Source organism: Arthrobacter sp. UYEF20 (genome assembly GCF_040546335.1).
In the GTDB taxonomy this organism is placed as follows: Bacteria; Actinomycetota; Actinomycetes; order Actinomycetales; family Micrococcaceae; genus Arthrobacter.
On record NZ_JBEPNP010000027.1, the window covers coordinates 1 to 14,397 of the forward strand.

Below are 14,397 nucleotides of genomic sequence, written 5' to 3' on the forward strand. Positions count from 1 at the left end.
GGCGTCGTCCTTGTACTTCTGGCTATACCTCTTACGGTCGGTCATTGTGAAGAAGGGCTCCTAACAAGCTGTCTCACAAAACCATACGGCCGCATTGTTCTTGTTGTTGTTCTTGTTGTTGTTCTTGTTGTTGTTCTTGTTGTTGTTCTTGTTGTTGTTCTTGTTGTTGTTCTTGTTGTTGTTCTTGTTGCTGCTGCTGTTGTTGCTGCTGTTGCTGCTGTTGTTGCTGCTGTTGTTGCTGTTGCTGCTGTTGTTGTTGATCGATGTGGTGGCTGTTGCGACCAACGGGGCGGCGAACATAAGTGCGATGGCTGTGGCGAACGCGAGCAGGGTTTTTTTCATGGGTCTCTCCCCGGAAATTGTGTCCCCGGTGTTTATTGGGGCGGTGAAGCCCGGCGCGGCGAGACCGGCCGCTTCAGGCGCCGGATCTTCCGGCGCCTGCATCATAGGACACGGTTGTCTCTCTGTCACGAGTAGCGGGTACTCGCTCCCTCGGTACTCCCGGCCAGCGCGGGGAGCGGAGCGTGCGGCACGGAACGGTTGGTAACACTCTCCTCGCTCTGCAGACCAAGGCTTCCGGGCCGATTTACCAGTCTCAAGCCCCAGCTCCATTCAACACCTCATGCATCCGCCCGAAATTGTTCCGGTGACCGTTCCGCTTGCGGGCGGCCGACACCTTCTCCTAATCCGACTCGGGTGCCCCGAAACCTCTGTGTCTCGAAACGCATGCCATGCAAGACGGCACCTGCCGCCGACAACTGCGACATCGAGCGATCACAAAACGCCGCCACGAAGCGCCGAACTCCACAGCCGTGGCGGGTGCCTATCTTGACGAATCCTTGACGCCGTTGTGGCCGGTCGCGCAGTGCGGAAACTGGAAGAATGACAGCATGGCACGTGGAACGCTGCGCATCTTCCTGGGGTCGGCACCGGGCGTCGGCAAGACCTACGCCATGCTCCGTGAGGGGCACCGGCTGGGCGCCAACGGCCAGGACGTCGTTGCGGCCGCGGCCCGGGACCGCGGCCGCAAGGAGACCCGCGAACTGCTGGAAGGGCTCGAGCTCATCCCGGCCGCCCGGGTGCCGTATGGCGGCCTGGTGGTCGAAGAGTTGGATCTGGACGCGGCGCTCCGCCGCTCGCCCGCCACCGCAATCGTGGACGAATACGCGCACTCCAACGTCCCAGGCAGCCGGAACCCCTATCGCTGGCAGGACATCGATGAACTGCTGGAGGCAGGGATCAATGTCCTGTCCACTGTGGACGTCCAGCATCTCGCATCGCTCAGCGACGTTGTCAGCGCGATCACCGGGGTCCGCCCTGCCCAGACCGTCCCGGATGCGATCGCCCGACGGGCTGAGCAGATACAGCTGGTGGATGTCTCCCCCGACGTCCTGCGCCAGCGGCTCGCGGACGGCAAGATCGTCGCGAAGGACCGGATCGACTCCGCTTTGTCCAACTACTTCCGTCCGGGCAACCTGGCGGCACTGCGCGAACTGGCTCTGTTGTGGCTCGCGGACCGGGTGGACGAGAGCCTGGCCAGCTACCGGCAGGGAAACGGGATCGAAGGCAGCTGGCCCGCGCGCGAGCGCATCGTCGTCGGGCTGAAAGGCGGCCCCGAAGGCGAAGCCTTGATCCGGCGTGGGGCCAGGATCCTCAACCGGGTCAACGGCGGCGACCTGCTGGCGGTGCACGTGCGGGCTCCGGAGGGGGTCGCCGCCGAATCCCCGCAGGCCCTCGAGGCCCAGCGCCGTCTGGTCCAGGATCTCGGCGGCAGCTACCACATCGTGGCCGGGGAGGACCCGGCGGCCGCCCTGCTGGATTTCGCCCGCAGCGTCAACGCCAGCCAGATCGTCCTGGGTGTCTCCCGCCCGGGCAAGCTCGCCGGACTGCTGGAAGGTCTTCGGGGCGGCTCCACGGGCACTCGGGTGGTCCGTGACTCCGGTGACATCGACGTCCATATGGTGTCCCAGCCGCTCCACGACGGACGCACTGGCCTGCCGCGGCGACAGGACCTGGGCCGGCTCCGGGTCGGCGTCGGTTTCCTCCTGGCCGTTTTCCTGCCCGCCCTCCTCCAGCTGGTGCTTGCGGTTAGTCCTGACAAGAACCTTGCCACCACAGTCCTGGTCCAGCTCACGGGGTCCGTCGCGGTGGCCCTCGTTGGCGGCCTGTGGCCGGCGATCCTCGCGGCACTCTGGAGCAGCCTGCTGGTGAACTATTTCTCCACGCCGCCGCTGGGCACCCTCACCATCAGCGACTCGCAAAACGTGCTCGCCCTTCTCGTCTTTGTGGGGGTGTCAGCCGCTGTGGCAACCGTAGTTGACGTCTCAGCCCGGCGGTCGAAGGAAGCTGCCCTGGCCCGCGCCGAGGCCACCACCCTGGCCGACCTCTCGCGCGGGGCAGCGGGCTCGGAGGACACCGTCATGGGGTTGCTGGAACAGGCCAGGGACGTTTTTCAGGTCCGGGGCGCGGCACTGTTCAGCTTGCCCGACGACGACGACGGCGGCAGCGGCGGCGCCGGCCGCACCAGGTCCCATGGTGACAGTTCCCGGCCTGGCTGGCGCCTGATCGCGAGCGCAGGCGAGATTCCGCCGGCCCCACCTGGTTCCGGCGATGCCCCCGGCACGTCGGGCATCCAGGGCGACAACGTTGAACAGATCGATCCCTCGACCTGTCTGGTCCTCTCCGGGCGGGTGCTGCCGGCGAGCGACAGAAGGCTGCTCGGGGCAATCGGCGTGCATCTGGTGGCGCAGTTGGAGCGCCAGCGGCTGCTTGCCAGCCGCAACGAAGTCCTGCGGCTGGCAGAGAGCAACACCATGCGCACGTCGATCCTCCGCGCCGTCTCGCACGATCTCCGCACCCCGCTGGCCGGAATCAAGCTTGCTGTTGGGGGCCTCCGGCAGCACGGGGTCAGCTACACCCCCGAGGAGGAGCAGGAACTCCTGGCGACCATCGAGGAGTGCTCCGACCGGCTGGACGTGCTGGTGGGAAACCTGCTGGACATGTCCCGGATCACATCCGACTCCATCCGCCCGCTGCTGCGGCCCGTGCGCTGGCAGGAGGTCATTCCCGGTGGCCTGCACGGGATCGCACCGGGCCGGGTGCGCGCCGAGCTCCCCGCCAATATGCCCGAGGTCGACGCGGACCCCGGCATGCTCGAGCGCGTCATTGCCAACATCGTGGAAAACGCCGTCAAGTACGCCCCGGATTCGGACATCGTCCTGGCCGGTGCCGCCGGCGGCCTGAGCCGGGCAACCGTGGCCGGCCGTCCGGTCGGTGAGCTGCGCATCATCGATCACGGCACGGGCGTCCCCGCGGAGCGGGTCGTGGAAATGTTCCGGCCCTTCCAGCGCCTCGACGACGCGTCGCCGGCTACCGGCGTCGGGCTGGGCCTGGCCGTGGCGAAAGGGTTTACCGAGGCGATGGGCGGCAGGCTGACCGCTGAACCCACACCGGGCGGCGGCCTGACCATGGCCATCAGCCTCCCGTTGTCCCCGGGGGTGCCGTTCGACACACCGCCCGAACAGGCTCCGCTGGAACCGCAATCGGCCATCGTCCAGCGTCACCACGCCCCGCCGATCCTTAGCTCCGGGACGGACGCCCCGTGACTGCCGTCCTGGTGATTGATGATGACCCGTACCTGCTGCGCGCCCTGCGGATCACCCTGCAGGCCCACGGCTACGCCGTCAGCACGGCCGCGGACGGACGCTCCTCGCTGCTCGCGGCCAGGCAGAACGCACCGGCAGTGGTGATTCTGGATCTGGGCCTTCCCGACCTGGATGGCACCAGCGTCATCCGGGAACTGCGGAGTTGGAGCCCGGTCCCGATCCTGGTGCTCTCCGCGCGCCACGGCTCCGAGGACAAGGTTCAGGCCCTGGATGCCGGCGCCGATGACTACATCACTAAGCCGTTCGGCCTCGATGAGCTCCTGGCCCGCCTCCGCGCCCTCCTGCGCCGCAGCATCGATCCGGAGCAGACTCCGGTGATCACCACAGATGCTTTCACCGTGGACCTGGCCAAACGCGTGGTGCTGCGCGACGGCCGGGACGTCCGCCTCACCCCGACCGAATGGCACATGCTCGAGATTCTCGTCCGTAACCCCGAAAAACTCGTCACCCAGCAACAGTTGCTGTCTGAGGTGTGGGGACCGTCCTACGCCAAGGAAACGAATTACCTGCGCGTGTACATAGCCCAGCTGCGGCGCAAGCTGGAGCCAGACACTTCCAACCCCCGCCACCTGATCACCGAGGCCGGGGTTGGATACCGCTTCCGGCCCTGAGTCGGTGCGCTCCGCCCGGCACCCCTCCGTTGAGTCCGCAGACCGCTCCGGCCGCGGCCCGTTGCCCTGACGCCGGCCGACAATGGCAGGAGGGTTGCGCGCCAGGGCAGATACGGCATTGTGGGTCCATGTGTGTCAGGACAGGAATCCCCGGAGCAGGGCGGCGGTCCCTTCAAGATGTTGCCGGGTGGCCTGTTCCGCGGCAGCGGGATCGCCACTCAGAATAGCGTCCGCGATCTCTGCATGCTGTTCGTTGGAGTGTTCTAGGTTGGTCCCCAGGAACGGAATCCGGTCCAGCAGTTCGTTGAGTCTGCCCCGGGTTTCCGCGACGGACGCCACGAGGCTTGGCGCGCCTGTCAACTCGGCAATGGCAATGTGGAAGCGGGCATCCCTGGGCCGGTAGCTGGCATCGGTGGCGGCACTGACGTCCGCGAGACAATGGCGCAAGTGGCTGCGTGCTGCCGCAGTTAAATCGGAACCTGCTGCCAGCGCGCTTGCCCCGGGCTCGATGACCCCCCGGAAGACGAGCACATCGTGAACCTCGGCAGGCTCCAGTGGCCGGATGTCGTGCTGCGCCCGCACGGTAGTGCCGGAAACGTAGGTCCCGCCGTATCGTCCGCGCCGGACATCCAGGTAACCTGCACTCTGAAGTTCGCCCAGCGCGTCGCGAAGAGTAGCCCGCGAGACGCCCAGGTGCTCGGCAAGTTCCCGTTCCGGCGGGAGCTTCTCTGTGGGGGCGAAGATCCCGAGTTTGATTGTCCGGAGAATGTGCTCGATGGTTTCCTCGAAGGCATTTCCGCCGCGGACAGGCCGGAGCATGGCGTAGGACTGGCTGAAGGGGGACACGGTCAAATGATCAGCTCCAGATCGTCCGAAGTGCTGCAACTACTTCCCTCACAGTACCGCGACGGGGCCCAAAGGTCACCTAAGACACCAATGACTCAACCCCGCGCAAGATTTTTGCTCAATTTAGCCGCTCCCCTTGACGTGTGTGATGCGCACCACCAGACTAAGTCTCATGCTCTTGGACTAAAAACAGTCCTTTAAAGCCCTTGGCAGGTCCTGGGCGACATCCTCTCATCAAAGGAAACGCATGAAATCAGCAGACGAAGGCACTGGCATTCGGGACGCCGCGAGCGGCAACGAAGCGGACTACCTCCAGCATCGACGGCTCAAACGCGGGGCAGCCGGATGGGTCCTGCTCGCCGGGCTGGGCGTCGCCTACGTTATCTCCGGCGACTTCGCCGGCTGGAACCTGGGGCTGGCCCAGGGCGGCTGGGGCGGCCTGCTCGTAGCCTTCGTCCTGATGGGCATCATGTACACCTGCATGGTGTTCGGGCTCGCCGAGCTGTCCTCGACGCTTCCCACTGCCGGCGCCGGATACGCTTTCGCACGGCGCGCCCTCGGACCCCTGGGCGGCTTCGCTACCGGGATAGCCGTGCTGATCGAATATGCCGTCGCGCCGGCCGCGATCGCCACCTTCATCGGAGGCTATATAGAAGCGCTCGGGCTGTTTGGACTGACCAACTCGTGGCCGGTCTACCTGGCCACCTACGCCATCTTCATCTGGATCCACCTCCGGGGGGTCGGCGAGGCCCTGAAGATCATGTTCGCGATCACCGCCGTGGCTGTCGTTGCCCTGGTGGCTGCCGTCATCGGGCTGCTGCCGAAATTCGACCCGACCAAGCTGTTCGACATCGTGCCTGACGGATCCGCCGGCTCCAGCGCTTTCCTCCCGATGGGCATCAGCGGCATACTCGCGGCCCTCGTTTACGGGATCTGGTTCTTCCTGGCCGTTGAAGGCGTACCGCTTGCGGCCGAGGAATCGGCGGACCCGAAAAGAGACATGCCCCGGGGCATAATCGTCGCCGTCCTCATCCTGGTCGGCTTCGGTGCCCTGATGCTGGTACTCGTTCCGGGCGCTGCCGGAGCGCAGGCCATGAGCACCTCGGACAACCCGCTGCCGGAGGCGCTCCGTCTGGCCTACGGAGGAAATACCTTCCTGGCCGACTTCATCAACTACGCCGGACTTGCCGGGCTCGTGGCCAGCTTCTTCTCGATCATCTACGCGTACTCTCGGCAGCTGTTCGCGCTCTCCCGCGCCGGCTACCTGCCAAAATGGCTTTCCCTCACAGGGGCACGCCGCACACCCTACTGGGCCCTGATCGTCCCGGGAACCATAGGCTTCCTGCTCGCCGCGGTCACCGGCGACGGAGCACTGCTCATCAACATCGCAGTTTTCGGGGCCACGGTCTCCTATGTGCTGCTGAACCTGTCCCACATCGTCCTTCGGATCAAGGAGCCTGAGCTGGAACGCGGCTACCGGACGCCGGGCGGCATCGTCACAACATCGATCGCCCTCGTTCTGTCCGCCGTCGCCGTCGTAGCTACGTTCGTTGTGGACGTCTACGCAGCCTCAATCACGGCGGCCATCTTCGCCGCAGCCATTGCGTACTACTGGTTCTACAGCCGCCACCGCATCGTCACGGGATCCCCGGATGAGGAATTTGCGCGGCTGGCCCTGGCTGAGGCCGAACTGAAGCAGTAGCTGTCCTTCGAACATAATCCCACCCATTGAAGACCAACGTTGCGGAGCAACCATGACTGAACAATCAAAAAAATCCGGCCTGAACGCCCAGCTCACCCTCGATACGCTGAGGGAGGAGGTGGCCTCCGGAGCCATCGACACCGTGGTCGTGGCCATCACGGACTCCCTGGGGCGGCTTCAGGGCAAGCGCTGCGGCGCGCGCTCGTTCCTCGAAGACGTCCTTGACCACGGCGCCGAAGGCTGCAACTACCTGCTGGCCGTCGACGTCGAGATGAATACCGTTGACGGCTACGCGATGTCCTCCTGGGAATCTGGGTACGGGGACATGATGATGCTCCCGGATATCTCCACCTTGCGCCGAGTTCCGTGGCAGGAAGGCACGGCCTTGGTGCTGTGCGACGTGATGTGGACGGACAAGTCCCCCGTGGTCGCTTCACCGCGGCAGATCCTGCGCGCCCAGGTGGAAGGTCTCGAAAGACTCGGTTACCGCGCCTTCATGGGCACCGAGCTTGAGTTCCTGATGTTCGACGATTCCTACCGTGCGGCCTGGCAGAAGAACTATCACGGCCTGGACGCTTCCACCCAGTACAACGTCGACTACTCGCTGCTCGCGACCGCGCGCCTGGAACCGGTCATCCGCTCTATCCGCACCAACATGGAAGCGGCCGGCCTGGTGGTCGAATCGTCCAAGGGCGAGTGCAACTTGGGACAGCAGGAGATCACGTTCCGCTTCGACGAAGCCCTGAAGGCCTGCGATAAGCACACCTTCTACAAGAGCGGCGCCAAGGAAATCGCCGACCAGCACGGCAAGAGCATCAGCTTCATGGCCAAGTTCGATGAGCGGGAAGGAAACTCCTGCCACATCCACTTCAGCCTGACAGATCTGGACGGCAACCCCGTCCTACCCGGCGACGGCGAGCACGGGTTCAGCCCCGTCATGGAGCACTTCATGGCAGGCCAGCTGGCCGCACTGAAGGAACTCACATATTTCCTTGCCCCGAACGTCAACTCCTATAAGCGGTTTGTCGAAGGCAGCTTTGCCCCTACTGCCATCGCCTGGGGTATGGACAACCGCAGCTGCGCGCTCCGCGTCGTAGGTCATGGGCGGGGTCTGCGCACCGAGATACGGGTCGGCGGCGGAGACCTCAACCCCTACCTGGCAGCGGCCGCCTTGATCGCCGCCGTCATCCACGGGCTGGAAAACAGGCTGCCTTTGGGCCCCGCCATGCAGGGCAGCGCCTACGAGTCGGACGCCGAACGGCTCCCCACAAACCTCCGCGACTCACGGGACATGCTGGCTGACAGCAGCATCGCCCGCAAAGCGTTCGGAGACGCCGTGGTGGACCACTACGTCCACGCCGCCGGCGTCGAACTGAAAGCCTTCGACAGCGCTATCACTGACTGGGAGCGCGTGCGTGGCTTCGAACGACTCTGACACTTACCGGCCCAGGATTGCCCTGACCAGCTACTATCAGGACGCCGCGTGGGGAGTCTGGAAGGCCAAAGCGGCCATCGTCCCCGGAACCTATGTGGAGGCTGTGGTGGCAGCCGGCGGGACTCCGATCCTGCTGCCTCCGCTGGGCACGGATGAATCGGTGCTGGACCTGGTGGACGGGCTGATCGTGGTGGGCGGGCCCGATGTGGACCCCGCCCGCTACGGGGCCGCCGCGCACCCGAAAACCGCGCCCCAGCCGCTGCGTGACGAGCACGACACCATACTGACGCGGGCCGCTATGGCCCGAGGCCTGCCGCTGTTCGCCATCTGCCGCGGGGCGCAAATCCTCAACGTTGCCCTGAACGGCAGCCTCAACCAGCACATCCCGGACACCAACCCCACAGCGAACTTCCAGCCGGCCCCGGGAGTGTACGGCGAGGCTGCCTTCACCACCGAGTCCGGCAGCCTGATACACGGGCTGCTGGGCGATGCGGCGAAAGCACCGTGTTATCACCACCAGGGCATGGACGCCGTACCGCCGAGCCTGCGCGTCACAGCTTCCTCCGCCGACGGGACTGTCCAGGCTTTGGAAGCGACAGACGGCGCGGGCTGGGTGCTCGGCGTTCAATTCCACCCGGAGCAAAACCCTGAAGACCTGCGGCTTTTCCGCGGATTTGTGCAGGCCGCCGGCAGCTACCGAGCCAACATGAAAGAGATGTCCACGACATGACAGCAACAACCTTTGACGTCATCAACCCGTCCAACGAGGAGGTCATCGAGACGGTCGCACTGGCCGGCCTGGCCGAAGTGGATGCTGCCATTGCCCGGGCGGCCGGCGCCTACGAATCCTGGCGAGCCGTTGCGCCGGCGGACCGCTCACTGCTGCTGCGGCGCTTCGCCGCGGCTGTCGACGCGGATCTTGAAAACCTGGCCCGGCTCGAAGTCATCAATGCAGGGCACACCATCGGCAATGCACGCTGGGAGGCGGGCAACGTCCGCGATGTGCTCAACTACTATTCCGCCGCGCCGGAGCGTCACTTCGGGAAGCAGATCCCGGTGGCCGGGGGTGTCAACATCACCTTCCACGAACCCCTCGGCGTGGTGGGGATCATCGTGCCGTGGAACTTCCCCATGCCGATAGCCGCCTGGGGCTTTGCCCCTGCACTGGCGGCGGGCAACACCGTAGTGCTGAAACCGGCCGAGATGACTCCGCTGACTGCCATCCGCCTGGCGGAACTGGCGCTTCAGGCCGGCATCCCGGAGGGTGTCTTCCAGGTGGTTCCGGGAAAGGGTTCGGTGGTGGGCGAACGTTTCGTCACCCATCCTGCCGTCCGGAAGGTGGTCTTTACAGGGTCCACCGGCGTCGGCAAGAAGATCATGGCGGGCTGCGCCGGCCAGGTGAAGAGGGTGACGCTGGAGCTCGGGGGTAAGAGCGCCAACATTGTCTTCAACGACGCCGATCTGGAAATGGCAGCGGCGGCGGCGCCCGGCGGCGCCTTTGACAATGCGGGCCAGGACTGTTGCTCACGATCCCGCATCCTGGTCCAACGCGACGTCTACGACCGTTTCATGGAGTTGCTTGAGCCCGCCGTCATGGCCCTCACCGTCGGCGATCCTGCCGACGAAGGAACCTCGATGGGCCCGCTCATCTCGGCCCAGCAGCGCCGGACGGTGGCCGGCTTTGTGCCGGACGACGCCCCCATCGCCTTTCAGGGCCAGGCGCCGGCCGGACCGGGGTTCTGGTTCCCGCCTACGGTGCTCACCCCGGACCTGGGCTCACCGTCCTTCACGGAAGAGATATTCGGCCCCGTGGTGGCCGTGGTTCCTTTCACGGATGAGGCCGACGCGATCCGGATCGCCAACAACACCGATTACGGGCTGTCCGGTTCCATCTGGACCTCTAGCGTGGACCGGGCGCTGCGTGTGGCCCGGGGCGTTGAATCCGGAAATCTGTCCGTGAATTCCCACTCCTCCGTCCGGTATTCCACGCCCTTCGGCGGCTTTAAGCAGTCAGGGCTGGGCCGTGAACTCGGACCCGATGCCCTGGATTCCTTCACCGAAACCAAGAACGTCTTCATCTCCACCCGGGCCCTGGCCTAAACAATCCCGGCACTTTCCGCCATTACTAAAGGAGTTCCCATGAAAGCAGTAGTTTCCAACCGCCTCGAAGGACGCAGCGCCGTCATCACCGGTGGCGCCAGCGGCATCGGCCTGGCCACGGCCCGCCGCATGGCCGCCGAAGGAGCCAACGTGGTGATCGCCGACATCGAGCCCACTACGGGGCTGGCAGCGGCAACCGAAGTGGGCGGCCTGTTTGTCAAGGTCGATGTCACCAGCGAACAGGACGTCCGGAACCTCTATGCCCAGACCAAGGAAACATATGGCAGCGTTGACATCGCCTTCAACAATGCCGGCATCTCCCCGGCCAACGACGGCTCGATCCTGGACACCGGCATCGATGCCTGGCGCAAGGTACAGGAAGTAAACCTGACATCCGTGTACTACTGCTGCAAGTACGCCATTCCGTACATGCAGGAGCAGGGCAAGGGCTCCATCATCAACACCGCCTCCTTCGTCGCCGTCATGGGTGCGGCGACGTCGCAGATTTCCTACAGCGCGTCCAAGGGCGGTGTGCTGTCCATGAGCCGGGAACTCGGCGTCGAATTCGCCCGTCAGGGCATCCGCATCAACGCCCTGTGCCCCGGACCGGTGAACACCCCTCTGCTGAAGGAACTTTTCGCCAAGGATCCGGAGAAGGCCGCGCGCCGGCTGATCCACGTCCCGCTGGGCCGGTTCGCGGAGCCTGAGGAACTCGCTGCAGCCGTGGCGTTCCTGGCCAGCGATGACGCTTCATTCATCACCGCCTCGACTTTCCTGGTTGACGGCGGGATCTCCGGGGCCTACGTGACGCCGATCGACTGACCGCGGCGGACGATCAATTCGGACAGGTGCCGGCCAGGACTAGATCCTGGCCGGCACCGTCTCGTTGGTTCCTAGACGAAGGCCGACTTCCCCGTCACCGCCCGCGCCACGATCAACGAGTTGATCTCGTAGCTGCCCTCGTAGGTGTACAGGATTTCGGCGTCGCCGAAGAGCTTGCCCATCTCGTAGTCGCTGCTGATGCCGTTGCCACCCATAAGGGACCGGCCCATCGCCACCGACGCCCGGGCCAGCCGCGTGGTGGTGGACTTGGCCATCGCGGCCTGGACCATCTCCAGCTTGCCCTCCTCCTGGATCCTCGCCAGTTGCGCCATCAGCGCCAGCGAGGCGGAAGCATTGCCCAGAATCTCGGCCAGCTGCTGCTGGATCAGCTGGAAGCTGGCCAGCTCCCTACCGAACTGCTTCCGTTCCAGCGAGTAGGCACGCGCGACGTCGAACGCGGCCAGCTGGATGCCGGCACCTTGCCAGCCCACCCAGGCGCGCGAATCGCGCAGGAGTTCGTTGGCCCTGGAGAAGTCGGTGGCGCCGGGCAGCATGTTGGACTCCGGGATGCGGACCTCGTCCAGCACGATGTCCGCGTTCTGCATGATCCGCAGCCCGATCTTGTTGGCGATCTTGGTGGCGGTGTAGCCGGGGCGGTCCGTTTCCACGATGAAGCCCTTGATCTGCTGGTCCGCGACGTCCCTCGCCCAGACCAGGGCGAAGTCCGCAATGGTCCCGGCGCCGATCCAGCGCTTGGCGCCGTTGATGACCCATTCGCCGTCCTGGCGCCGTGCAGTGGTGGCCAGCCCGCCGGCGATGTCCGAGCCGTGGTCCGGCTCGGTGAGGGCGAAGGCGCCGAGCTCGGTGAACGAGGTGAGTCCCGGCAGCCACCGCGCCTTCTGTTCCTCCGAGCCGAGCTGATCGATCATGCCGACAATCAGCTCATTATGGATCCCCACCAGGGCCGAGAGCGACACATCGGCGCGGGCCACCTCGACATACATCAGGCCCTTGAAGAGCTTGGAGGTGCCGTCCGTCTGCAGTCCGCCGAGGCCGTACTTCCCCAGCTCGGCCAGCAGCCCGAAAGGGAATTCCTCACGGTTCCAGTAGTCAATCGAGGCCGCCCGGATCCGGGACTGGAGGAAGTCCCGCACCTCCTGGTAGCGGGCCTGTTCGTCCGGGGGCAGCAGATCCACGATGTACATCAGATCGGCGTCCGGGAAGGGCGGCGACGTTCCCTCCGGGGGTGGCGCCTGTCGGCTGGCACGTCCTTGTGGCTGCACAGGCATGTATCCCTTCGTCATGCGCCGACCGCAGAGCAGCGCCGCTCTTCCAAACCCTTGGATGTCCTAGTATATTGCACAGTGACGGGGATCACTAGGATTAGGGTCCCCCGGGCAACGACGCCGGACCCGGAACCGCGGCGCCACCAGACGTCGAAAGGTGCACCATGACCGTCACCGAGGAATTCCGCGCCGCACGCGACAGGCTGCTCGCCCTCCGCACTGACTACGACGGGGCCCGCAGCGAATTCCAGTGGCCACGGTTTGAAGAATTCAACTTCGCCCTCGACTGGTTCGACCAGATCGCCGCGGATCCGGCCAAGGCCGCCAAGCCGGCGCTCGTGATCGTCGAGCAGGACGGCTCCGCGACCCGGCGCAGCTTCGCGGAGCTCTCACACCGCTCCTCCCAGGTGGCCAACTGGCTGCGGAGGCAGGGCATCCGGCGCGGGGACCGCATGATCATCATGCTCGGCAACCAGGTGGAACTGTGGGAACTGATGCTGGCCGGCATCAAGCTGGGCATCGTCATGATCCCCACCACCACCCTGATGGGGCCGGCGGACCTGACGGACCGTGTGGAGCGCGGCGAGGCACAGTGGGCCGCCGTCGGAAGCGCCAACATCGCCAAGTTCGCCGACGTTCCGGGACGCTACACCCTGATTGAGGTTGGCGCCGGCGAGCGCAGCAGCACCGGCCCGCTGCAGTATGCCGATTCCCGCGACGCCGGCGCGGCCTTCACCCCGGACGCCCCCACCCTGGCCGATGAAACCCTGCTGCTCTACTTCACCTCGGGCACCACCTCCAAGGCCAAGCTCGTGGAACACACGCACACCTCCTACCCCGTGGGGCACCTGTCCACGATGTTCTGGATCGGGCTGGAACCGGGCGACGTGCATCTCAACGTGGCCTCGCCGGGCTGGGCGAAACACGCGTGGTCCAATGTGTTCACGCCGTGGATCGCCGAAGCCTGCGTGTTCATCTACAACTACGAGCGTTTCGACGCCAGGGCCCTGATGGAACAGATGGACCGCGAGTCCGTGACGAGCTTCTGCGCCCCGCCCACCGTGTGGCGGATGCTCATCCAGGCCGACCTGACCCTGCTGAAGAACCCGCCCGCCAAGGTGGTGTCCGCCGGCGAACCGCTCAATGCCGAGGTGATCGACCAGGTCCACCGCGCCTGGGGCCAGAGAATCCGCGACGGCTTCGGCCAGACCGAATCCACCGTGCAGATCGCCAACACCCCCGGCCAGCCGATCAAGATCGGCGCGATGGGCAAGCCGCTGCCAGGCTACGACGTCGTGCTCATTGATCCGGCCACCGGCGAGGAGGGCGACGACGGCGAGCTCTGCCTGCGCCTGGATCCCCGGCCCGTCGGGCTGATGAAGGCGTACTACGGCGATCCCGAAAAGACGGCGGACGCCTTCCGCGACGGCTACTACCACACGGGGGATATGGCGAGCCGGGACGAGCGCGGCATCATCACCTATGTGGGCCGCGGCGACGACGTCTTCAAGTCCTCCGACTACCGGCTGTCCCCGTTCGAGCTGGAAAGCGTGCTGATCGAACACCCGGCGGTGGCGGAGGCCGCCGTCGTCCCCTCCCCCGACGCGCTTAAACTCTCGGTGCCCAAGGCGTTTGTGGTCCTCGCTGCCGGGCACGAGGCCGGGCCGGAACTGGCCGAGGAGATCCTGCGGTACTGCCGCGACCACCTGCCCCCGTTCAAGCGGATCCGCCGGCTGGAATTCGCCGAGCTGCCCAAGACGATCTCGGGCAAGATCCGGCGCGTGGAACTGCGCCACAGCGAGGAAGTCCGCCACGGCGGAGGAACGCTGCCGGCGGGCCTCGGCACGGAGTACTCGGAGGCCGATTTCCCGGGCCTGAAAAGCCAGCCGGAAAAGCTAGGCTGATGACGCTTAAGACGAGCAGCAGGGGG

General features: G+C 65.5%; 11 protein-coding genes. 8 read left to right on the forward strand and 3 right to left on the reverse strand.

Annotated features, from left to right (window positions below):
• Positions 1-60: 60 nt before the first annotated feature.
• Entirely contained in the window at positions 61-342 is a 282-nt protein-coding gene (locus ABIB26_RS20760) for a hypothetical protein (protein WP_354247598.1), read from the reverse strand.
• Positions 343-890: 548 nt separating this feature from the next.
• Here ABIB26_RS20760 and ABIB26_RS20765 point away from each other — a divergent pair.
• Complete coding sequence (locus tag ABIB26_RS20765) at positions 891-3,605, forward strand: DUF4118 domain-containing protein (RefSeq protein ID WP_354247600.1); 2,715 nt, start codon at positions 891-893, stop codon at positions 3,603-3,605.
• Positions 3,602-4,276, forward strand: a complete 675-nt coding sequence (locus ABIB26_RS20770) for a response regulator (RefSeq protein ID WP_354247603.1) — start codon at positions 3,602-3,604, stop codon at positions 4,274-4,276. Before ABIB26_RS20765 ends, ABIB26_RS20770 begins: the two co-directional genes overlap by 4 nt.
• 135 nt (positions 4,277-4,411) lie before the next feature.
• Here the strand turns inward: ABIB26_RS20770 and ABIB26_RS20775 are convergent, their stop codons facing one another.
• Complete coding sequence (locus tag ABIB26_RS20775) at positions 4,412-5,122, reverse strand: FadR/GntR family transcriptional regulator (protein WP_354247606.1); 711 nt, start codon at positions 5,120-5,122, stop codon at positions 4,412-4,414.
• Between the two features lie 247 nt (positions 5,123-5,369).
• Between ABIB26_RS20775 and eat the strand changes: the two genes are divergently transcribed.
• The 5 genes from eat to ABIB26_RS20800 are packed head-to-tail and all read left to right on the forward strand — an operon-like array spanning position 5,370 to position 11,181.
• Positions 5,370-6,824 (forward strand): ethanolamine permease, encoded by a 1,455-nt coding sequence (gene eat / locus ABIB26_RS20780; RefSeq protein ID WP_354247608.1) that lies wholly within the window; start codon positions 5,370-5,372, stop codon positions 6,822-6,824.
• A gap of 52 nt (positions 6,825-6,876) precedes the next feature.
• The gene (locus ABIB26_RS20785; RefSeq protein ID WP_354247611.1) at positions 6,877-8,259 is read left to right on the forward strand and encodes a glutamine synthetase family protein; all 1,383 of its coding nucleotides are present in this window, start codon (positions 6,877-6,879) and stop codon (positions 8,257-8,259) included.
• Positions 8,240-8,989: a gamma-glutamyl-gamma-aminobutyrate hydrolase family protein gene (locus tag ABIB26_RS20790; protein WP_354247613.1), complete on the forward strand. Its 750-nt coding sequence runs from the start codon at positions 8,240-8,242 to the stop codon at positions 8,987-8,989. Before ABIB26_RS20785 ends, ABIB26_RS20790 begins: the two co-directional genes overlap by 20 nt.
• Positions 8,986-10,359: an aldehyde dehydrogenase family protein gene (locus ABIB26_RS20795; protein WP_354247616.1), complete on the forward strand. Its 1,374-nt coding sequence runs from the start codon at positions 8,986-8,988 to the stop codon at positions 10,357-10,359. The genes ABIB26_RS20790 and ABIB26_RS20795 overlap by 4 nt, the downstream gene beginning before the upstream one ends.
• A 39-nt stretch (positions 10,360-10,398) precedes the next feature.
• Positions 10,399-11,181 (forward strand): 3-oxoacyl-ACP reductase, encoded by a 783-nt coding sequence (locus ABIB26_RS20800; protein WP_354247619.1) that lies wholly within the window; start codon positions 10,399-10,401, stop codon positions 11,179-11,181.
• Between the two features lie 71 nt (positions 11,182-11,252).
• On the opposite strand, the gene ABIB26_RS20805 is transcribed toward ABIB26_RS20800, so the two are convergent.
• Positions 11,253-12,470 carry an acyl-CoA dehydrogenase family protein gene (locus ABIB26_RS20805; protein ID WP_354247622.1) on the reverse strand — a complete coding sequence of 406 codons (1,218 nt, stop codon included), beginning with the start codon at positions 12,468-12,470 and terminating at the stop codon, positions 11,253-11,255.
• Positions 12,471-12,631: 161 nt separating this feature from the next.
• Between ABIB26_RS20805 and ABIB26_RS20810 the strand changes: the two genes are divergently transcribed.
• Positions 12,632-14,371 carry an AMP-binding protein gene (locus ABIB26_RS20810; RefSeq protein ID WP_354247625.1) on the forward strand — a complete coding sequence of 580 codons (1,740 nt, stop codon included), beginning with the start codon at positions 12,632-12,634 and terminating at the stop codon, positions 14,369-14,371.
• Positions 14,372-14,397: the final 26 nt, after the last annotated feature.